The 21,285-nt window shown below is 67.4% G+C and carries 20 protein-coding genes and 1 pseudogene; 13 read left to right on the top strand and 8 right to left on the bottom strand.

What is annotated here, in order from left to right; translation table 11 throughout:
- Positions 1–51 precede the first annotated feature (51 nt).
- Together ADK86_RS24305 and ADK86_RS41300 are read right to left on the bottom strand one after the other, a co-directional pair.
- Positions 52–720, bottom strand: coding sequence for a DUF6192 family protein (locus tag ADK86_RS24305; protein ID WP_159393942.1), 669 nt, complete (start codon positions 718–720; stop codon positions 52–54).
- Positions 721–972: a hypothetical protein gene (locus ADK86_RS41300; RefSeq protein WP_053698502.1), complete on the bottom strand. Its 252-nt coding sequence runs from the start codon at positions 970–972 to the stop codon at positions 721–723.
- Between the two features lie 983 nt (positions 973–1,955).
- Between ADK86_RS41300 and ADK86_RS24295 the strand changes: the two genes are divergently transcribed.
- The 12 genes and pseudogenes from ADK86_RS24295 (at position 1,956) to ADK86_RS24240 (ending at position 14,937) form a co-directional block, all read left to right on the top strand.
- Positions 1,956–3,092, top strand: a complete 1,137-nt coding sequence (locus ADK86_RS24295; protein WP_159393941.1) for a pyridoxal phosphate-dependent aminotransferase — start codon at positions 1,956–1,958, stop codon at positions 3,090–3,092.
- Positions 3,093–3,199: 107 nt separating this feature from the next.
- Positions 3,200–4,342 (top strand): hypothetical protein, encoded by a 1,143-nt coding sequence (locus ADK86_RS24290; protein WP_159393940.1) that lies wholly within the window; start codon positions 3,200–3,202, stop codon positions 4,340–4,342.
- A gap of 16 nt (positions 4,343–4,358) precedes the next feature.
- Positions 4,359–5,312 (top strand): fumarylacetoacetate hydrolase family protein, encoded by a 954-nt coding sequence (locus tag ADK86_RS24285; RefSeq protein ID WP_053698499.1) that lies wholly within the window; start codon positions 4,359–4,361, stop codon positions 5,310–5,312.
- A 20-nt stretch (positions 5,313–5,332) separates the two neighbouring features.
- Positions 5,333–6,478, top strand: a complete 1,146-nt coding sequence (locus tag ADK86_RS24280) for a TauD/TfdA family dioxygenase (protein WP_053698498.1) — start codon at positions 5,333–5,335, stop codon at positions 6,476–6,478.
- Between the two features lie 75 nt (positions 6,479–6,553).
- Positions 6,554–7,879 (top strand): condensation domain-containing protein, encoded by a 1,326-nt coding sequence (locus ADK86_RS24275; protein ID WP_078952230.1) that lies wholly within the window; start codon positions 6,554–6,556, stop codon positions 7,877–7,879.
- A complete protein-coding gene (locus ADK86_RS24270) occupies positions 7,876–9,414 on the top strand; it encodes an amino acid adenylation domain-containing protein (RefSeq protein ID WP_053698496.1) in 1,539 nt (512 codons plus the stop codon). The genes ADK86_RS24275 and ADK86_RS24270 overlap by 4 nt, the downstream gene beginning before the upstream one ends.
- A gap of 46 nt (positions 9,415–9,460) precedes the next feature.
- Positions 9,461–9,730: an acyl carrier protein gene (locus tag ADK86_RS24265; protein ID WP_053698495.1), complete on the top strand. Its 270-nt coding sequence runs from the start codon at positions 9,461–9,463 to the stop codon at positions 9,728–9,730.
- Between the two features lie 5 nt (positions 9,731–9,735).
- Entirely contained in the window at positions 9,736–10,980 is a 1,245-nt protein-coding gene (locus tag ADK86_RS24260) for an MFS transporter (protein WP_053698494.1), read from the top strand.
- 1,105 nt (positions 10,981–12,085) lie between these two features.
- Positions 12,086–12,772 (top strand): annotated as a pseudogene (locus ADK86_RS44740) (SDR family oxidoreductase); the annotation flags it as partial.
- A 14-nt stretch (positions 12,773–12,786) separates the two neighbouring features.
- Positions 12,787–13,494, top strand: a complete 708-nt coding sequence (locus ADK86_RS44735) for a hypothetical protein (RefSeq protein WP_053698492.1) — start codon at positions 12,787–12,789, stop codon at positions 13,492–13,494.
- The gene (locus ADK86_RS24245; RefSeq protein WP_053698491.1) at positions 13,494–13,892 is read left to right on the top strand and encodes a DUF6303 family protein; all 399 of its coding nucleotides are present in this window, start codon (positions 13,494–13,496) and stop codon (positions 13,890–13,892) included. Before ADK86_RS44735 ends, ADK86_RS24245 begins: the two co-directional genes overlap by 1 nt.
- A 550-nt stretch (positions 13,893–14,442) precedes the next feature.
- Entirely contained in the window at positions 14,443–14,937 is a 495-nt protein-coding gene (locus ADK86_RS24240; protein WP_053698490.1) for a DUF6233 domain-containing protein, read from the top strand.
- Between the two features lie 82 nt (positions 14,938–15,019).
- Here ADK86_RS24240 and ADK86_RS44730 read toward each other — a convergent pair whose 3' ends face one another.
- From ADK86_RS44730 to ADK86_RS43275, 6 genes are all read right to left on the bottom strand, one after another.
- Entirely contained in the window at positions 15,020–15,373 is a 354-nt protein-coding gene (locus tag ADK86_RS44730) for a hypothetical protein (RefSeq protein WP_107088548.1), read from the bottom strand.
- Positions 15,374–15,381: 8 nt separating this feature from the next.
- Positions 15,382–15,579, bottom strand: coding sequence for a hypothetical protein (locus tag ADK86_RS44725; protein WP_107088547.1), 198 nt, complete (start codon positions 15,577–15,579; stop codon positions 15,382–15,384).
- Positions 15,580–15,635: 56 nt separating this feature from the next.
- A complete protein-coding gene (locus ADK86_RS43280; protein ID WP_159393939.1) occupies positions 15,636–15,812 on the bottom strand; it encodes a hypothetical protein in 177 nt (58 codons plus the stop codon).
- Positions 15,813–15,878: 66 nt separating this feature from the next.
- Positions 15,879–17,246 carry a glycosyltransferase gene (locus ADK86_RS24230; RefSeq protein ID WP_053698489.1) on the bottom strand — a complete coding sequence of 456 codons (1,368 nt, stop codon included), beginning with the start codon at positions 17,244–17,246 and terminating at the stop codon, positions 15,879–15,881.
- 1 nt (position 17,247) lies between these two features.
- Complete coding sequence (locus ADK86_RS24225; protein ID WP_159393938.1) at positions 17,248–19,407, bottom strand: peptidase domain-containing ABC transporter; 2,160 nt, start codon at positions 19,405–19,407, stop codon at positions 17,248–17,250.
- A gap of 31 nt (positions 19,408–19,438) precedes the next feature.
- Positions 19,439–19,633 carry a hypothetical protein gene (locus ADK86_RS43275; protein ID WP_053698487.1) on the bottom strand — a complete coding sequence of 65 codons (195 nt, stop codon included), beginning with the start codon at positions 19,631–19,633 and terminating at the stop codon, positions 19,439–19,441.
- Positions 19,634–20,178: 545 nt separating this feature from the next.
- Between ADK86_RS43275 and ADK86_RS24215 the strand changes: the two genes are divergently transcribed.
- The gene (locus ADK86_RS24215) at positions 20,179–20,421 is read left to right on the top strand and encodes a hypothetical protein (RefSeq protein ID WP_159393937.1); all 243 of its coding nucleotides are present in this window, start codon (positions 20,179–20,181) and stop codon (positions 20,419–20,421) included.
- The last annotated feature ends 864 nt before the right edge of the window (positions 20,422–21,285 follow it).

The raw sequence follows: 21,285 nt of genomic DNA, 5'->3' as shown, positions 1-21,285 counted from the left end.
GGACCGCCTCACCGTGCACGTGGGCGGGCAGACCCGCCCGCCGCTTCATGGCTACTTGTCCCGCAGCAGCTGGGCGAGAGCCTCGTCCAGGTCTACCTTTCCGGTGGACACTGCCGTCTCGATCCAGTCGGCGGTCGCCCGGATCTTTTCCAGGTGGCGTTCGACCGTCTTCAGCTGGGACTCGGAGAATTCGCGTCCGCGCAGCTTCGGGACCAGCCGGCTGGCTCCGGCGATGAAGCCCTGGCAGACGCCGATCAGGTCGGTGAATTCCATCGACCGGTGGAATCCGCGCACGATCGTGGCCGGGTCCTCGAACGGCTCATCGTCCTCGTCGGTGAAGTCGTCCTCAAAGTCTTCCTCGTCGGCTTCGGCCTGGTCGAACTGGGCCTGGTTGACCATGGCCCTGGCTTCGCGGTCGCGCATCGCCTTGAAGGCCACGTCCGGGCGCCGCAGCAGGTCACAGGCGGCCTGGGCCGCGACCGTCTCCTCCTGGGCGAGATCGCGGATGGCCGCCACCTTCTCCTGCGCGGTGACGGGGATGTCGGTCTTCCAGCCCACCGCCCGCTTGGCCGCATCCCCGTTCCACTGGTGCCGGCCCGTGCGCTCGTTCAGCGGCGGCTGCCGGATCAGCTCGAACGCGTCCTCGGCGCCGGCCAGGATGCGGTGCACCTCGAACGACACCCCCTCCTGGCGCTGCTCGGCAGGCCAGCGGGCAGCCACTCAGCGGTAGGTACGAACGGTGTGGAACGACAGGCCGATGGACTCGGCGAAGATCCGTAAGGAGGCTTCCACGCTCTGGATGTCCTCGCCCTCGACGGGCAGATGTCCGCCGTGGCGGCGCAGGGGCTCGATCTCCAGAGCCATGTCGCCCACCGCGAACTGGCAGCTCGTCATCACCTGGACCAGCTTGAGCGACTGGACCACCAGTTCCTCGAAGCGGTCGCGCAGCACACTGCCCACTGACTCGGCCACGGCCCTCACCCCCGGACGGGCCGAAGGGGCGGTACCTCACCGGCCGGGGAAGCTCCGGCCCGCACGTACTCGCCAGACTCCGCCGCTGTCCCCATGGTCACCGCAGCCGACCGAAAGTTCTCCCCTTCGCAGCCGAACCATGCCATCCCCGCTCGAACACCCACCCACCGCGACCCACTGGTGAACGAACCCGCCTCCTGTCACAAGCAGTCACTGGTCAGGGGATATGGCACAGCTTCTCACCCACCACTGACAGTGGCCCGGTGCTCGCTGCTTCAGCACCCCCGTCATAGGGCCATGGATGGAAGGCGAGGAACCCTCGCCGGGCAAGCGCCGGCGAGGGTTCCTGGGTTCGAGGGCTGCCTGGTTCACAGCGAGCAGGGCCCTGGCGCCTGGTGACATCATTCCTGGTCATCTCTGCGACAGGGGCCGGTCAGGTCGGGCACGAAGGTCAGTGGCCACCTTCGGGGCTGTAAACATATCCGGGCACACTTTGGCGACTCGGCACATTGGATCTCTTTCGGCGTGGATGAGCTGAGATGAAAAATTCTTAGAACTTGCCAGCGGCTGGTCGTGCTGGACGCGCGTAGATGACCAGGTCTTGCTTCTCGGTCGTGGATTTAGATGGGTATTCGCAATGCGAATTCACCCGTAACGTTGCCATCATGATCACAGGGCGCAATCCCGGACGTAGCAACCAGCGCGTCGGCGCCTGCTGTGTGTTCCTACGAAAGTTGCAGCTTCCGGGGTGGGGTTGATCTCCGGTAGGTCACTGCATACCGTCGCACTGCGCTCGATGATCGGGCACCCACGGCGACGGGCCTTCGGTGGTCCGCGTTGCCGTGCCGCCGCGCAGCCCCGGTGATATCCAGGGGCAATTCCGTTCAACGGTGAACGAATCTTTCCGGATTTCTCTGGCCTACGAGCCCGCCTGTGGTCGGGCCGCGTCCAAATAGCAAACGACACGCTCAGTAGGAGGAATAGTGACCCGTAATCTGACGGAGCGTCAGGTCTCTGTGCTTTCTTATGAATACAACCTGGCTGACGGTCACGCGTACCGTGGCTGGAGCCCGCAGGAGCAGGCCGTCGTCGACTCGACTCCCCAGAAGTTCCGGCAGGTCGACCGGCGTCAGCAGGACACCATCGAGGCCGAGTACTTCGAGACCTTCTACGAGCTGGCCGGGCAGACGCTCGACACGGGTCACTTCTCCCGTTTTCCCTGCTTCACCGCTTCCGCCGGCATCGAGATCATTGCCAACTACCTGCGCTTGCGGGGCTTGTCGGTGACGCTGATCGAGCCGTGCTTCGACAACCTCAAGGACATCCTGATGCGCCATCAGGTGCCGCTGGAGCCGTTCCCGGACGATCTCCTCGAGGCGGACGGGGATGAGCTGCTCGCCTTCCTGGAGCAGGTCACCACCGACGTGTTGTTCCTCGTCAGCCCCAACAACCCGACGGGCGCGACGGCTCAGCGCGCCAACTTCGAGCGGATCGTCCAGTTCTGCGCGCGGACCGGCAAGACGCTCGTTTTGGACTCGTGCTTCCGGTTCTATATGCCGGATGACCAGGTGTACGACCAGTACAAAATCCTCGCTGATGCCGATATCGACTGCATCGTTATCGAGGACACCGGCAAGACCTGGCCCACCCTGGAACTCAAGGGGCCCTTCCTGTCCGTGTCCGAGGGCCTCGTGGCCGACATATCGCACATCAACTCCGACTTCCTGCTGCATGTCTCGCCATTCGCCATCGACTTGGTGACGGACTTCCTCCGTACGTCCGTCCAGGACTGCCGCGGTCACATCAGGGGAGTGGCCGCGCAGAACCGGAGGGTCCTGCACAGCGAACTCGTCGGCACGTTCCTCACGCCTGTGGAGCGCGAGCACATGAGCGTGAGCTGGCTGCGGATCGATGCGGACGTCACGGCCAGGGAGGTCGTCGAAGAGCTGGGCCGCGACGGGATCCATGTCCTTCCGGGCAATGAGTTCTACTGGACCGACAAGAGCGTGGGTGACTCCTACATCCGGGTGGCTCTCATGCGGGACCCGGAGATGTTCGTCAAGGCTGCCGCGCAGCTCGGCGAGACCTGCCGTCGCCTGACCAAAGCGGTCGCGCGATGACGCCGAACGCCGCCCGGCTCCTGCATTCGTGGAACCCGCAGGAAAGTCCGTGCCTGCGCGAAGTGCGTGTCGAGGACGACGTGCGGGAGTCTCTCCAGAATGTGCGGGTGACCAGGCCCGCGCTCCGGCAGCGCATGCGCATGCTGGAGCTGAGTGCCGCTGTCGGCGTGCACGTGTCGTTCCTGGGATTTCCCGCGGCATCCGAGTCCGAGTACGAGCAGTGCGCGGCCCTGGTCCAGCACATCGCCGACCGTGAGCTGGCGCTGCAGCCCGTGCTGATGGCGCGGGCCGTTCCGTCCGATCTCCTTCGGCTGCTGGAGATCCAGCAGCGGTCGGGGGCGCGGGTTCTCGCCGATCTGTACCTGAGCACCAGCCCCCTTCGTGCCCATGTCGAAGGCTGGTCGCTGCCGGCGATGCTGGAGCGGCTGCAACAGGTCGCACGCCAGGCCGCGCGCGAGGGCCTGGATTTCCGGGTGGCCTTCGAGGACTCCTCGCGTACGCCGGGAAACGTCCTCGCCGACTGCCTCAAGGCCGCCGTGGACGTAGGCGCCGGATGCGTGGTGCTGAACGACACGGCTGGGCAGTGTCTGCCCGATGGCGCGGCCCGGCACACGGAGTTCGCCCGCCAGGTGCTCTCCCACGCCGGCAGCGATGCCGAGATCGCCTGGCACGGACACAACGACCGAGGGCTGGCACTGGCCAACTCGCTGGCCGCAGCGTACGCAGGTGCCCGGGTCGTCAGCGGTACGTTCCTGGGGCTCGGGGAGCGGACCGGGAACCTCGCCCTGGAGCAGTTCCTTCCCCTGCTCGCCGAGGCCGGCCACCCCGATGTCGCACTAGGCCAACTGCCGGCTATGTGCACGCTGCTGGCCGATGCCCTGCAGATCGGGGTGCCCGCCCACCAGCCCGTCGTCGGATCCGACGCCTTCAGCACAGCCACCGGTACGCATGCCAGCGCCGTGGTGAAGGCGCGGGCTCTGGGGCGCGACTTCGAAGACCTCATCTACTCCGCCGTACCCGCGACGGCGCTGGGGCGCGAACAGACGCTGTTGATGGGGCCCAACAGCAGCCGTCGCTCCGTGGAGGCCATTCTCCGGAGTCTGGACATCGACGCCTGCGACAACAACGTCGAGGCCGTCCTCGCCCACTGCAAGCAGCGGTCGTCGACGCTGCGCCACCGTGAGGAGATCCTCAGGGCTCTCGCGCCGATTCCATCCACCGATACCGCCTCCAACCCTGCGGTTGTCTGACCGTCCGGAGCATCACATGCGCTTAGTCACCTACCGTCCCAAAGACTGCTGGGATCCCACCCTCACCCTCGCCGGCGTTCTCCACGACGACCGCGTCGTCAACCTCAACGCGCTGCCCCTGCCCGCTTCCTACCGGCGGCCCGAGCGAGCCTTCCGGTCCGTGGAGGACGTGCTGCTCGCCCACGCCCTCGAGGCGGTGCGCGCAGCGTGGGAAGGCGTGCTCGGCGACGTCGATGGGCTCCGAAGGCTGTTGGCCGAGCGGAGCCTTCCGGTACGGGAGATCCGGTTCGAGCCTCCTGTGCTACGTCCGACAAAGGTCATCGGCGTCGGCATGAACTACCGGTCCTTCCTGGCCCAGATGGGCGAGCCGACTCCGGAGCACCCCACGGTGTTCCACAAGACCGCATCGGCTCTTCGTGGGCACCTTCAGTCCGTTGAAGTTCCGCCGAACACCGATCAACCCGTCCCGGAAGGGGAGTTGGCGCTGGTGATCGGTGCGCGGGCACACCAGGTTCCGCTCTCCCAGGCCCTGGCCCATGTGGCCGGATACTGCTGCGCGAACGACATCAGCGCCCGTGACCTCGAGTTCCAAACCACGCAGTGGACCAGCGGCAAGATGCTCGCCACCTTCGCTCCGCTGGGACCGGCCCTGGTGACCCGCGACGAGATCGACGACGTCGATGACCTCCGTATCCGTACGTTCCTCAACGGACGGGTCATCCAAGACGGCAACACCGGCGACATGACGTTCCGCGTCGCGGACATCATCAGCCGCCTGTCCATGCTCACTCCACTGGAAGTCGGCGATGTCATTCTCACCGGAACCCCCTCGGACCTCGGAGAACTCTCCCCTCAGATCTTCCTGAGGGCCGACGACCTGATCGAGGTCGAAGTAGAGGGCGTCGGGCGCCTCAGCAACCGCGTCTTTGCGCCCCACCTGTCGCCCCGCACCCTCACGGCCACCCCGTAACGCACGCCAAGGACACCACCATGAACACCGCCACCATCGTCAGCGCGACCTTCGACAGGGCAGCCGTCCGCGTCGAGTGGAGCGACGGGCACCACAGCACCCTGCACAGCCTGTGGCTGCGCGACAACTGCGCCTGCACCGCGTGCGGTCCGCACGCGACCGGCAGCAGGCTACAGCGGCTCCTGGACATTCCCGATGACATCGCGCCGGCCACTGCCGTTGCGCACCCCGACCGCCTCACCATCACCTGGGCCGGTGACCAGCACTCCTCCGAGTACGAGGCGTCGTGGCTGCGGCAGAACGCCTACAGCCCCGCCAAGCTGCGGGACAGCCACGAGCCGGTCAAGACGCTGTGGGACAGCACACTGCCCGGATGGCCGTCCGTCGAGTGGCAGCGGGTACTGACCGACGACACCGAGCGCCGCAAGCTGCACGCCGGCGTCGCCGAACTCGGCTTCGTCCTCCTGCGCGGCCTGGGCACCGACCACGACGGCATCGAGAAGCTGGCCCACGAGATCGGCTACCTCCGCGAGACCCACTACGGCAAGTTCTTCGACCTGATCACCCGTCCCGAGCCGCAGATCCTCGCCGACCTGGCCGGCCCGATCCTGCCGCACACCGACGAGGCGTACCGCCGCGTGCCCACCGGCATCAACATCTTCCACTGCCTCAAGCCAAGCCCGGACGGCGGCGGCGTCTCGCAGCTCGTCGACGCGCACAACGTCGCCCGGATCCTGCGGGAGCAGCACCCGGGGGCGTACAACCTGCTGACGCGCGTTCCGGTGCAGCACCAGCGTCGCATCGAGGACCAGGTCATCACCTCCGACCTGCCGGCCATCGTGCTGGACCACAAGGACGAAGTCATCGAAGTGCGGCTCAACGAACGCACCATGACCGCGATCCGCGTGGACGAGGACCTCATGGAGCAGACCTACGCGGCGTTGCGCACCGCATTCCGCATCGCCTACGAGCCCGCGCAGCGCATCGAGTACGCGATGCAGGCCGGCGACGCTCTCCTCTTCGACAACCTGCGCGTCCTGCACGCCCGCACCGGATACAGCGGGGACCGGCACGTGCGCCAGTGCCAGGTCATGCGCGACGAGTTCTTCGCCAAGGGCGTCGCGCTGTCGGAGAAGACGCAGACCTTCCGGTCCGTCCTTTCCTGAAGCATTCGGCGTCCCCGGCGGGCCGTCGCCCGCCGGTGACGCCGGCACCCCGATCGCCCGACAGAGAGCCTGCCCATGAGCTACATCACGCCGCGCACCGATCCTCATCGCGCACCCACCACTCCGGCACAGCGACGCGACTGGCGTGCCCATCACGCCCGCCCGGACAACGCGTTCATGAACCTCTCGGCCGCCTTCACCCTGCACGGCGCTCTGGACGAGCCGGCGTTGGCCCGCGCCGTCGACCAGCTGGTGGCGCGCCATGACGCGCTGCGCACCGTCTTCCGCATGCACCAGGGCGAGGTGTGGCAGCACATCCGACCAGCAAACAGCTCGGGTCTCCCGGCCCTGACCGTCGAGGTTGACCCGACAGATACGGACCGCGAGTGGCTGGCCGGTGTCGCCGATCGGTCCTTCGACCTGAGCACAGCCCCGCCCGCCCGCTTCGCTCTGCTGCGCTCCAGTACGTCGCGGCGCCAGCTGTGCGTGGTGCTGCACCACATCATCTCCGACCAGACCAGCCTCCGCGTCGCCCTGCGCGACCTGGCCGCGCTGTACGCCGCCGAGGCCGAGGCACGCCCCGCCCGGCTGCCCGAACTAACGGTGCAGTTCCCCGACTACGCGCACTGGTGGCACCGGAAATGGCACGCAGGAGACTTCTCCGGCAACGTCGACCACTGGGGCCGCTATCTTGCCGACGCGCCCACCAAGACCCCACTGCCCGTCCAGCCATCGGCGGACCGGCACGCCCTGACCTACGCCACGCCCGTGCCGCAGCATCTGGCTGACCAGCTGGCAGGAGCGGCGGCGAAACGGCGTACGACCCCCTACGTCGTCCTGCTGTCCGCGTTCAGCGGGGCACTGGCCGACCTGACCGGCGCCGACGAGCACCTCATCGAGTGCGGATACGCCAACCGTCTGTCCGCGCCGCTGCGCGAAGGCATCGGACGCTTCTCCAACAACCTCGTGATGCGCCTGCCCGCCGCACCGGCCTCCCGCCCCCAAGACCACCTCGCGTCCACGCACCGGGCCGCCATGACCGCGTTCGCCCATGCACGTGTCTCGCTGGACGCCGTCAACGAAGCGGCCGTGCTGGAGCGGCAGTTCATTCCCAACCCCGATACGGCCGTGGCCTTCCAGCTCATCGACGGGGTGAGCAACCTCCTGCCGCTACCCGACGTGAGCGTCGCACCTCATGCCACCACTGCCGGCACCGTCCTGGACCTGCTCAGCGTCCTCATCGAACGCAACGACCACAGCCTGACCCTCCGAGCCACCTACTGCCCGAGCGTGCTCGCGACCGAATGGGTCCGAGACCTGGCCCGGCGCTTCCTCACCCGACTCGAACTCATCCTGCCCACCACGCCGCGCCCCGACCGGCAGACGGCGGTGACCCCATGAGCCGAACCCTCCACGACCTGGTCACGCGTACGGCGCGGCGCCACCCGGGTGCCACGGCACTGGCCGTAGCCGGCGAGGCCCCGCTCACGTACGCCCAGCTGATCGAGCAATCCACCACCACTGCCCGGGCCATCGCCGCACGGATCGGCACCGTCCCCCGACGCATCGGCCTGATGGGCCACAAGAACACTGCCACCTACGTCTCCTACCTCGCCATTCTGCAACTTGGGGCCAGCGTGGTGCCGATCAGTACCACGGCACCCGCAGCCCGCGTTGCCGCCATCTGTGAAGCGGCCCAGCTGCCGCTTGTGCTCACCGACCAAGCGGATGTCTCCGTACTGACCGGCCTCGACGAGATCCCGGGCGCCCCCGAGGTGGTCCCAATCGCCGAGCTGAACACCACCCGTGCATGCGCAACGCCGCCGCCCGCTCCTGACGGCACCAACCCGGTCGCGTACATCATCTTCACCTCGGGCACCACAGGCCGCCCCAAGGGCGTACCCATCACCCACACCAACGCTCTCACCTGCGTCGAACACAACATCCGTACCTACGAGGTGGCGCCGGGCGACCGTGTCACCCAAACCTTCGACTTCGCCTTCGACCCCTCGGTGTTCGACATCTTCGTCGCCTGGGGCGCCGGCGCCACCCTCGTCGCCCCTGCCCCCGCCGACCTGCTGCACCCGGCGGCGTGGGTCCGACGGGAACAGATCACCCACTGGTTCTCCGTCCCCTCCACCATTGCCGCAGCCGCCACCCTCGGCGAACTGGAAGCGGACACCATGCCGTCGCTGAAGATCAGCATGTTCGCCGGCGAGCAGTTGACCGTGGACCGCGCCAAAGCCTGGAAGGCCGCCGCTGCGCACAGCCGGATGGAGAACCTCTACGGCCCCACCGAACTCACCATCGTGGTCAGCCGTTACTGCCTGCCGGCCGACACCCGGCAGTGGCCCGAGACCGACAACGGCACCGTGCCCATCGGCCGTATCTACCCCCACATGGAATGGGCTGTCGTCATGGACGGTCACGCCGCACTCCAGGGCGAGCTGTGCGTCCGCGGACCACAACGGTTCACCGGCTACCTGGACCCGCAGCACAACACCGGCAGGTACTACGACCGCCGGGGTGACGTCTACCTTCCGCTTGCCGAAGGTACCGCGCCCACAGCCGACGCGTGGTACCGGACCGGCGACCGCGTCGCCGTCACCAATGACGGCGGCCTCCTCCACCTCGGGCGACTCGATTCCCAGGTGAAGATCCGCGGGTTCCGCATCGAACTCCCGGAAGTCGAGGGCGCACTCAGGCTCCTCCCGTACGTGCAGGACGCCGTCGTCGTGGCCGCGCCCGGAAGATCAGGTCATCTGGAACTGTCCGCCTTCTACACCGGGACGGCGACCGACGCGCGCACCCTGCGGAGCGGACTCGGCGCGACTCTGCCCGCCTACATGATCCCGCGTCGCCTCACCCACCTGGACTCCTTCCCGCTGACGCCCAACGGGAAGGTCGACCGGACCCACCTGCTCCAGCAAGCCTGACGCCCTCAAACACCGAGACAGCCCAGACGCCCTTAAGGAAAGCGACATGACCAGCCTGCCGAACCGGACCCGCATCGAAGATTCGGTCCGCCACCACTGGGCCACCGTCCTCGAAATCCCCGCCGCCTCGGTCAGCCCCTCGTCGGACTTCTTCGCCGACGGCGGCAACTCCCTCCTGGCGGCCGAACTCGTGGCCGCAGTCAGCGACGACATACGGGCGGACATCGACATTGCGCGGATATTCCTGGACGCGTCCTTCGCCGGGCTCGTGGACGCCGCGACCACCGGCCACCACCAGACCCACACCGAGCACTGACCCGCATGCCCGCAAGCACATCCACCGCCACTCCCATCCCCTCGCCGGCACGCGGCCACAACGCACCGGTCATCCTCGACTTCTTCCTCTCCGGCCTCGGCTTCTACAGCCTGGTCCCGGTCCTGCCATCCGTCGTACAGCACCAAACCCGCGCAGCCGGAGCGCTACTGACCGGTGCCGCGCTGTTCGCCTTCACCCTCGCGTACAAAGGAGGATCGCTGATCTGCGGCAACCTCCTGCAAAAGCTCCCCGTACGTACCACCATGGTCGGCGGTCTGCTGCTCGCAAGCACCGGATTCCTCACCCTACGCGCCACGCCCCACCCCGCAGGCATCCTCGCCTGCCTGGCGCTCGCCGGACTCGGCATCAGTGTGAACAACATCAGCGCCCGCGTGCTGATCGCCGTCTCCCAAGCAGCGTCCGCGACACGCAACGCAGCCTTCGCCTACATTCAGGTCGCCATCAATGTTGCCGCCGCGGTCGGCCCCCTCGCGGCCAACCTCCTGCTGGGCCGCCGGCCACAAGCCCTGCTCCCGGCCATTGCCGCAGTCTTCCTCCTGACGGCGATCCTGACGTTCTGCCTCACCCCACGGGAATTGCGCGCTGACGACGGCGCTACGCGCAAACCACTGGGCCTCCGCCTGATCGTCGCCATGGTGCGTGACCCTCATGTCCGCACCATCTCTCTGCTGACCCTGACCGGCAGCATCATGTACGGCCAGTTCTTCTCCGCCTTCGCCATCCACGTCACGCACATCACCGACTCGCCAACCCTGCGCGGCGCCTTCTACACCGCCAATGCCGTCCTCATCGTCGTCGGCCAGGTACTGGTCACTCGGCTGACCAACCGCGCACTCGCCCACGGACGCCCGCCGTGGCGCATCCTGCGCCTGGGCATCGTGACGTTCGCCCTCTCGTTCCTGCTCCTGGCCGTCCCCACACAGTCCGTATCCCTCACCTTTGTGGCCGTCGGCGTCTTCGCTACCGCCGAGATGGTGTTCTCGCCCATGGTGAGCACTGCCTACGCTCAGCTCGGCGACGGCCGGCCCATGGTCGAGGTCTTCAATTTCCGCCAGGTCAGCGCCACCATCGGCGAATCACTCGGAGGGTTCGCCGGCGGCTCCCTGTTCACCACCATGGCCGCGCACCACATGGGCGCGGCTTACTGGACGGCCGCGGCCCTCATCGGGCTGGTGGCCACAGCTCCTTTCCTCCGGCGTGGGCAGGGCTCGGCCCGGATCGCACCATGAACACCCAGGGGCGTATCCGCACACGAGACGGCGACCCTGGCCCACGACGCGCTGCCCGCACCGCCGGTGCCGTCGTCGCAGAAAACCGATCCCCCGGCCGCTTCAGGGCAAGCCAACTACCAGCCGGGCCCTGGTGACAAGGACAGCAGTTACCCGCTCATCCAGGGACACGGCCACTGCGGGAATGCAGCAGTGGTATCAGGACGGACATAGTCGCGTGACGGAGCGGTCAGGTGGCGTCGGCTTCAATGCGGCGGTTTGCCGCTCCCCGGCGCCCCTGTCGCCCGTCGTTGACGCACCGGGTGAGTGTGAGGGCTGTGATCACTCTCCTCGGTAGGGTGGCTGGGCTGCACCGGATGCGAAAGCCCGAGCCGTCAGCGTGCCGTGCCCACTTCAAGAATGCGCCTTACAGATCCCCGCCTATGGTCGGGCGCTCAGGCGGCATGGACCGGAACAAGGCAGTGAGGACGGCGGCCTGGCTCAGACATACATGACGGAGTCGGGGCGAGGCCACGCCCCTGAGCGGAATGACTCCCGGGCGCGGCGCCTGCGCGACTGGTGGCGCCCGGAAGGCACGTGGCGGCGGGGCACTCCTGGGCAAGCCAGGGCTTGGCGCGGAGCTGTAGAAAACTCCGTCACTGCTGGTCACAGACGTGCGGCCTTGAGCCCGCGCAACGCGGCACCTGCGATCTGGGAACGCTAGACCCGTTGCTGCTGGTCAGGCGGGGTCGACTCGGGTTCGTGCTTCAGCTCTGTGCGGCAGCGGATGCGTCCGTTGCCGCACAGAGCTGAAGGGGTGCGGCTCTTCTGAAGGGAAGAGTTACACCAGCTCAACGCCTCCCTTCAGAGGGGCCGCACTCAACGCGGGCCGAGGAGGGTTGCACCTTGCTGCTCCAGGTAGGCACGCCGATGTCGACTACGACGCTCAGATCCCTGTGATTTGCCGGAACTCGGGGTCCTGGCGCAGCGTGCTGAAATGGGTGCGGCTCTTCTCAAGTGAAATCCTCGATCAGGTCCAAATGCTCAAGTTGGCCCCGTTGAGCGTCGGAGCTGGGGCGGTAGCCGTATGCCGTGACGGTGCGGGGACGACCTATCGTGGTGGATCGTGAACGTTCTGATCGTCGGTGGCAGCGGCTTCCTGGGCCGTGAGTTGGCTCAGCAGGCACTGGTAGCCGGGCATGCTGTGACGGCGACCTTCGCCACTCATGCCGGCGACATGCTCGGTGTTCACTGGTTGCGCATGGATCTATGCCGCCGCGAGGAGATCACACGGGCGCTCGAAGAGACGCAGCCGGACATGGTCATCAATGCGGCTTATCGCAAGGCCGACTGGGCAGCCACGGCGGACGGTGCGATCCGCCCGGCCATGGCCGCCACCGAGTGCGGATCACGGCTCGTGCACATGTCCAGTGACGCCGTCTTCTCCGGCTCCGATGTTCGCTATGACGAATCCGCCCTGCCGGATCCGATCACCCCGTACGGGGCCGCGAAGGCCGCTGCCGAAACGGCGATCCGACTGGTCGCCCCGGACGCCGTCATCGCTCGCACCACGCTGATTGTCGGTGATGGTGGCTCCGTGCACGAGGTGTTCGTCCACGATCTGGCCGCCGGGCGGCGCGACGGGGTGCTCTTCACCGATGACATCCGGTGCCCGGTTCATGTCGCCGACCTCTCCGGGGCCGTTCTTGAGCTGGCTGACTCCCAGCACACGGGCATCGTCCACCTCGCGGGGACAGATGCCGTCAGCCGTCATGAGCTCGGAGTGCTGATCGCCGACCGCGATGGACTGGACGCTGCCAGGCAGGCGTGGGGCGCGCCTGCCGCACCGGCAACGGCCACCCGACCGACCACCACCGCGCCCGCCGCGACGCCGCTGGGGTGCTTCCGTACGAGCAGTGGAAGCAGCAGGGGCTGTGGCCGGGGCCGCGGCCGGTCACCAGGCCGGCCGTCCTGGAGGAAGCGGAGAAGGCCCGCGCAGACTACAAGGTGGACACCGCCCTGGGCGACGCGGTGGCGGTCGTCCGGCTCTTCCTCGCTGAGCAACTCGGTATCGCCCTCGAAGACGAGGCGACCTTTGACCGTATCGACGAGGCCGTGCGTCAGCTGCTGCAAGCTCGTGGCCCGGTGGGGTCGGCAGACCTGGTCACCGTCCTCGTCAGCCTCATCGCCGGGGCGCTCGCCAAGGCCGCGGGACCAGGCGGCGACCCGGAAGCCCTGTTCGACGCTTTGATCCGTACACAGGTCGAGGCTGCACGGTTACTGCGCGACATCGACAAGCACCGCCCCCCACGGCTAACCGGCCGCGCCGCCGTTCCGCCATCGAGTCTCCTGCGCTGGCCAATCAGGCGGGCGTGCCCGCGCACGGAGGAGGCGGGATTCATCCGTGTGGGGGACCTGGTCTGCCGTGGCGATCCTGCCGGCCGGAGAGGGACAGTGAGGGAGCCGGCCCGGCGGGCGACGTGTCTCGGCGTGGGCCGTGGCCGGGCGTCGCCGCGAGCGCGAGGGAGGGGCTGATGAGTACAGGCATTACCGCGCAGATGATGAGTACGGGGGAAATCGCGCAGATGGTGCTGGCCGACGACGGGGGATCGTGGGAGGTCTCCATCGTGCTGCCCGGGGTGGACGCGGCCCGGTGGCCGTCGGTCAGCCTGCCGACCGACGAAGGGATCCCGACCCGCCAGGACCGCGCCAGGGTGCTGGATCAGCTCGGGTACAAGCTGCTCCTTTCGGGACGGAGCGTCTGGGAGTGGACCGAAATACAGGACCAGGCCTGGCGGACGATCCGCCCGCCGAGCCCGACGTCCCCTTCTGAGACGGCCCCAGCACTCCCTCGGGGCTCGACCGAGTTCTCAAAGAGGGCGCGTCGGCGTACCGGGACCATGCCGGTGGACACCGCGGTTACGCGCACGTAGGACGGCCCTCGCGCCTTCGTCGCGCTGTCCGGGACTACCCACTGACGCGTGGGCCGCTTGCGCGGCAGGCCGGACAGACCGGCTGGGCACCAGATCCGTATTTGACCGTATAGCCCTGGCAGCGCGCGCAAAAGCCGACCTGGCGCTGCTCACAACCCAGATCACTGCTGCTGATGCGCGGGTCGTCGTCTCGGGATCCAGGCGTCTGGGGCTATCGGTCATACGTACGAATCTACGATGCGCTCGCTGTCCGCGCCGGATGGCGCCTTCGCACTGCCCGCCGTCGGCCTGTGCTATGTGCCCTGCGCTGCCCGTTCGGGGTGTCGCTGCCGTGCGCTTCACCGCTGCTGACCGGTTCCTGCTGGCGTACCCGGGCCGGGTCGTCACCGGCGTCTGGCCGCCGCCGGCCCGGGCTTGCCGTACCTCGTTCGTCCTCCCAGCAACGAGGCGGGCCGATCCTGCCCTGCCGACAGTGCTGTCATGCGTGCCGCCCTCCGGCTGTGCGGGGCAGGCGCCATGGCCGAAGGACGGGCGTTTTAGGGTCAGAGATGTGGAGGAGCACGACGAGACGGCGGCGCACTGGGGCGACGGGCCCCTGGTGGAGGTGACGCTGCCGGACGGGCAGACGATCCGGGCCGTCGTCACCCGTCGGCGTCGCGACCGGTCGGGCGCCTGGTGGTACGACTACCAGCTCACGCTGCCCGGCCGGGTGGACACCGCGCACGGCCCGATCCAGCAGCCGCACGTCGTCGAGCTCAGCGCTCCGCACCCGATCGTGCAGCCCATCGAGGGCCAGGACTACACCGTCTTGGATCCTCCGCCGCCGGAGCAACGCATGCGCTGGCGCGTCGATGTGACGCGGGACGGGAGGCGCCTGGTGCACCGCCTGGACTGTGCCGCCGGGTCCGAAGGCGGCAGCCTGGCCACCGGTGCGGACGCCCTGCGGCTCCTGGCGCAGGGCCCGGAAGTGGCCACGACGTGCGCGATCTGTCGGCCGGAGGCTGTCCTGCGCACCCTGCCTCCGCCGCCGGACGACGCGTTCTGACAGCGGGCAGCTGCGTCGGTTGCCGCGGTGCCTTTCCGGATCCGGCGGTGGGGTGCCGGGTTCGGTGAAGCGCCAGCCCGCGTTATGCCGGGGGCGGAGGTGGCTTCTCCAGGGCTTCGGCGACTTTGCGGGCCAGCGTCGCGATGTGGGGCGGGAGGTAAGTGTCGAGGGAGTCGATGTCGTCGCTGAGTCTGGCGCGCAGCCCGTGCAGGCACGCCGCGGCGAAGAGTCTCTGCGGGTCCTCGTCGGGGGTGAAGGCGGTCTCGGCGCGTGCCTGGGCCCACGCGTACCCGAATCCCAGCTCGGGCTCGTCGGTTTCAGGGGCGGTATCTCCCAGCAGGCCCGCCAGCTCCGCTCGTTCCTCGGGCCTGGGGCCGTCGGCTCGGCTGCGCTGCTGCTTGGTCTGCAGGTAGGACTGGAGCGTGTCGTCGGACATGCTCTCGCCTAGCAGTACGCGGCGAACAGCAAGGCCGCCATGTTCATGGTGCCCGCGGCGTCGGTGAGGCGGTACAGCGTCATCCGCTTTGAGCCGTGCACCCCGGTACCGAGGTAGTACAGGGCCTCCTGGCCGTCGGAGACTGTTTCGGCAACGTACTGCTGGATCGAGTGGCGCAGTGGCTCGGGAAAGGCGGTGGGTTCCATATGCTAGGACGCACTTGGCAAGACCCGGCCGCGACGGGCCGCGGGTTCGGCCACCCTCAGTCGACCTGGATCCAGCCTTTCGGGGACATCGTGGTGCTGGCGATCCCCCGGTAGACCTTCCGTTTCCACAGTGTGCTGCCCTCACCGTACTCGGGCAGGGCAGCGCGGGCTTCCTCCTCGGTGTCGAAGACGTATTCTTTACCTGCCGCTGTTCGGATCTTCCATTCGTTCATAGGCATTCCCGCAAGACCAGGTCCAAAAGACATGACCACTCCTTTGTTTTTGATTCCTGAGTCGAGTCAGCACGATTCTCGCGGCTGCTCCAGGGCGGCGCACGTGCACCTGTGGGGGCCCTCGTTCTCGGGAGGGGGGACTCGAGGGTTTCCCAGAGTCGCCAGGGCCTGTTGCAGCGCAGTCGTCTCGTCGGTGAGCGTGGAGCCCGCACCGTGTTCGAGAGCGGCCCGGAGAGCGGTGGGGACATTCTCGTAGCGGCCCGATGCGAGTGAGAGAAGTCCGTGGAGTTCGTGGAGGCGGCCGATGTCCCGTGCGCCGGAGCGAGAGGTGTGCTGTGCTGCCGCTGCCACGTCGTCGGCCAGTTGGGTCAGCACGCGCAGTATGCGGCTCATGGTGACGACGGTGCGGAAGTAGGTGGCTTCTGCCTCCCGGCGAGCCTCGTGGAGGAGCGCGGTATAGGTCGTGATCTCGTCGGCTCCTGCGAAACGGAGTGCGAGTTCGCACAGCAGGGCCCAGGTGTCCTGGCGGCGCTCGGCTATGTAGTCGGGCGAGCCTTGGGGGCAGAGGGTGAGCGAGGCGGCCAGGTGGTCGAACAGGTCCCGGGATCGGGCAGGGCTGGTAGGGCCACGCAGTTCGGCCCGGACCTGGTAGAAGATCCACTTAGGGTTCTCCGGCTCCTGCGCACGGCAGAGCTCCAGGATACGGGCGTGCCGTTCGAGCTTGTGTTTGGCTTCGATCACCTCTGGCCGGTAGCCGTCGTGGTGGAAGCGGCTCGTGCTGTGGACCGTGTGGGGAGCGTTGCCGTGCGGATCGTAGGGGCGCTCGTGGATACGGCCCCGGTAGCGCAGGGCAGTCTGTGCCCGCAGTGCGCGGGGAAGGTCGGTGTAGAGGCCTCCGGCGTCGTGTGTGTCCTGGATCTGCGGGCAGACGGCGAGCTCGGTCCCGGGCAGGAGGAGGTCCAGCAGTGCCAGGCTGCGCCGGATGGTGCCGGCGCTGGAGTCGTCGAGGATCTCGTCCGCGTCGACCATGAGGATCCAGCCGTCATGGATGTGGTCGAATGCCAGGTTCCGTTGGCTGGCGAAGTCGTCGCGCCATGGGGCGTGGACCACCTGGGTGGGGACCGCTTGGTTCCTGACGATGTCCAGGGTCTGGTCGCTGGAGCCCGAGTCGATGACGATGACCTCGTCGGCGTCTTGTGCCAGGGCACGGATGCAGTCGCCGATCCGTTCCTGCTCGTCACAGGTGAGGATGACAGCAGTGATACGCGGCTGGGGCAGTGCTGATGACCGGGCACCTGGAGCGGAGACGCTGGAGGGGGCCGGCATCCGGGCCAGAGGCCGTGACACGGCGTTGAACAGCCGCAGCTCGTCCCGCCACGGGCTGTCGGTGTCGTCGTCCCGGTGGGCCTGGCTCAGCAGGTCGCCGAGGAGCATGTCAGGCACCCTTCATGAGAATCGGTTCCGGCGTCCGGTCAGGGCCCAGCTCGACGATGCGGTCGAAGGTGAGGTCCGCCGCACCGGTATGTGAGACGACCACCTTGGATGCCGGAAGGCTGGCGAGGTTCGCCCAGATCCGGCGGACCGTGTCGCGGTCGATCCCGCTGAACGCCTCGTCAAAGAGGTACACATCGGGGTCTCGCAGAATCGCGCGGGCGAGCGCGAGGCGCTGGATCTGGCCCCGGGACAGTCCACTGCCGTCCTCACGCACCTTCCAGCCCAGTCCGCCCGGAAGTGTTTCGATGATGTCGTCGAAGCAGGCCAGCCGGCATGCCCGCTCGATCTCATGGTCGTCTTCGAGACCTCCGAAGGTGAGGTTCTCGCGGATATCGGCGGCGAGCAGCAGCGGAGACTCGCCCAGGTACAGGACGCGTTCCCTGACCGCTGCGTCACTCAGTTCCTTCATCTGCGCCGTGCCGATCCGTATGCTTCCGCCATGGTCGGGGAAGAAGCCCGCCAGGGCTTTCAACGCCGTGCTTTTCCCGCGGCCATTGGGGCCGGTCACGAGTACGTTCTCCCCTTGGCTGACCGTCAGGTTGAGGTCGGCCAGGGCCGGATGCCCGGCGGCGGGGTAGGTGACAGCCAGGCCGTCCGCCTCTATGTCAGTGCCTCGGCCGGCAGGGCGATCCGCAGGGTGCGGCTCGGTCAGCCTGGGGTCTTCCCTCTGGTTCATCACGTCGCGGTACCGGCCGACCGCAGCACTGAGATGCTGGTACTTGATCTGCAGTGCAGCGATGGAATTGACCGATTCCAGGAAGTGTCCGGCCAGGGCGACGGAGGAGAAGATCTGCCCGAAGCTGAGAGACCCGTCGGCGCCCTTATGGAGGCATGCCCAGGCCACGAAGACCGTAGTGAGTCCCAGGTTGGCGTTTTTCACCACTGTGTTCGTGTTGCCGAGCCTGCCCAGACGGGCCTCCGCCGTGATTCTGCGCTCGAGGCGGTGCAGAACACGGTTCGCTGCGAAGTCCCGTGCCGCGAAGGAGACCACCTGCTCGTAACCGCGAAGGACGCTGAAGAACTCCGCCTTGAGTGTCGCATCGCGCTGCAGCGTCTCCTCCGCGGCCGCCCTGATCGAAGGAAACAGCAGCCAGGACGAGCCGATGTTCACGGCAGCGGACACACACAGAATGCTGAAGACCAGTGGGTTACTGGAGGCGAGGAAGGCACCCACACTCACGACGACGCCCACGTCAATGGCGGACTGGATGGTCGCGGAGTTCACCAGCGTCTGGATCTCCTGGACATCGCCGATCCGGCTCACCAAGTCACCAGTGCGCCGACCATTGTGGAAGAAGACCGGCAGGCGCAGCAGCTTGCGGATATACCGCTCGGAGAGCTGGCGTTGCAGTGACTGCCCCAGGGAGACACTCATCCTGCCCCGCAGGTAATTCGCACCCGCCGCTGCCAGGATGGCAGCGGCGAAGGCGGCTGCCATCACATCAGCCGGCTCAGGGGAGTGCTCCTGCAGGACCCGGTCGGCCGCGACCTGGAGGAAGACGCCGGTCAGCAACGCGACCAGCGAGACCGCGGCAGTCAGCAGCAGGATGACGAGGAGGGCCGACCAGCGGTCCTTGACCAGCGGCCAAAGGATGCGCTGTGAGCGCAGCTCGCCGATCCGCGCGCGCAGTGACAATCCCGTCTCCGGCGGGCCGGTGATCAGGGTGTGGCCCGAGAACATGTCCGCGAAATCGTGCGCGTCGATGATGGCGGGCCGGGAGAACAACGGGTCACTTACCGTAAACCGGCCGCCCCGCGCGGCGTGCACGACGACGAAGTGCGGCTGGCTGTCCACATCCACGCCCACGATCGACGGGCCGGCCACCTGGACCGCCTGTTCGAGTTGGTCGATATCCAGACGCAGGAGTTCGGATTCGACGCCGTAGTCGGCGAGGACCCGTTGGAGGCCGGCCAGGCTCGAGCCCCGGTGACCCAGCCCGACCGAGTCACGCAGAACAGTGACGTCAACCAGGCGGCCGTGGCGCCGCAGGACGGTGCGGACGCACGCCGGCCCGCAATCGGTGTTGCCGCTCTGGTGTGTGTGGTAGCGCCGGTAGTTCACAACACAAACTTTCTGTCGTAGCCCGTCCTCGTCCTGCACAGTCCGCAGGACGAGGACGGGCCCGGCATTACTACTTCTTGCACTCCCTGTTGTAGATGGCTGTGTAGTCCGACGGGTGACCGCCACAGGAGACCACCGCGGAGCTGTAGCTGAGCGCCTTGATGTGGGCACACTGGGCTGCGCTGAGGCCTTCGCCAACGACCTTCTCAGCCTCGGCGATGTCGAGCGCTGGGAAGCCCATGGACCGCAGCTTCGCGAGACTCATATCCGAATTCCTCCTTCTCGTATGGCGTTCAGTCAAGGCGGAGACGAGATACCCGCGTGATCACAGGTAGGCGCCTCACTCGTATTCGTGCGGGAACTCGTGAGATGACCAACCCCTGTGCTCTGGCTGGGCACAGAGATAGGCCGCCGAGCACCTTCTAGCGATCGCCCAAAGGCTCATGAGCCCTCATTCCGAGAACTTGCCTCGGCTGAACCCTGGATTACCCCACCGGAAACCGTGCCAGTGGCGGCTTGGTCGAGACGATCGTGCCATCGGCCCAAGAGTGAAACAGCATCGAAAGGAGGAGAGAAAAATAACTGGAACCTTGTGGTCCGGTAACGCATCCGCTGGTCGAAGCCCGCCGAACTCCTCAGTGGCAATATGACGTAAAACACCTGGCAGAGGATATTGCGGAACGATCCCGGCACGGGGTGGATCCAGCTGCGATTGACCGCGGCGACAGCATCGACGTGTCTGCATTTCTTGCGCCTCGTAGACGTCGTCACCCTCTCCGGACCAATTCCGCGGATGATCGCCGAGGAGGCTTGGGATTGCTGTCGTGGGCGCGGCACAGGATCAGGGCCGTTGGCTCCGGTGAGGTCCTCCGCGACCCGGAAGTCCAGGGCGGTCACGGTCGCGTCGATCCGGTCCCACTGTTCGTCGGTGAGGTCGGGCAGCAGGGGACGCAGGTGGTGGAGGGCGAAGGCGAGGACGCTGCGCGAGGTGCAGTGCAGGAGGTTGGTGATGGCGACGTCGTGTGCGTTGCGGCGAAGGTCACCGCCGCCTGAGAGGGCGTACGCGGACTGATACGCGTAGGTGGCCTGCTCACTGATGGTGGCACGGGCCTTGGCGCGTACCCCGTGGTCGCGTCTTCGGTGAACAGCAGCTGTTCGATGGCTGGGGCGGGCACGGTGGTGCCGGTCGTGGTGGTGGCGTTGTCATGCCCGCTCAACTTCCGGCTCCGCTGGGCGTCACGCCGCGGGCCGCCGAGGAGCTGCAGCTCGACGGCGGCCGCGAGGAGGAGCCGGTTTGGGAACCACGCCTGGTTTATGAGCTGTGGTCAGCGGGGGCAGAGGAGGCGGCCGCGCTATGCCGTGACGCAGGCTTGCGCAGCTCGTTGAGACATCACGATCTCGCGTACGACTGCGGCGGACCTCACTGTCCTCACCGCCGCTGTGGGGACTGGCATGGCTCTGGCACCCCCCCCGCCTCAGCTGGCGGCATCGGTGCTGTCCTTTCTCCTTCCTTCGGCAACGAATGCTCCAACCTCAGCATCGGTGCCTTTGTCCGCGGAGCCACCGCATACGGCACCGGCACTGCCGGAGGCAATGCACTGGCAGTGCCCCTCACCGGCCCTACTAACCAATGCGGTGGCGCGGATCTACCGGGCCAATCTCCGATCCCCGGGGCACCTCACGGGCTCAGGCTGTAGGGAGAGACGACAGCGGTGGCCGAGGGCGGCACCCCCGCTCTTACCGGAGACACGCCAGTGAACGCGGGCGCGGTCGTCGACCCAGTAGTTCTGGAGGAAGATCTGCCGCAGGGAAGGACGACCCGAAGGCGTCCCCCGCCGTCGACGCGCTCGAGGAAGCCCTCTGGGCAGGACGCGCGGCCCGCGTCCACGTCATCTTCGACGGACGGCCCCACACCGC

Source organism: Streptomyces sp. NRRL F-5755 (assembly GCF_001279365.1).
GTDB lineage: Bacteria > Actinomycetota > Actinomycetes > Streptomycetales > Streptomycetaceae > Streptomyces > Streptomyces rimosus.
This window is presented reverse-complemented; position numbering and strand designations above follow the sequence as displayed.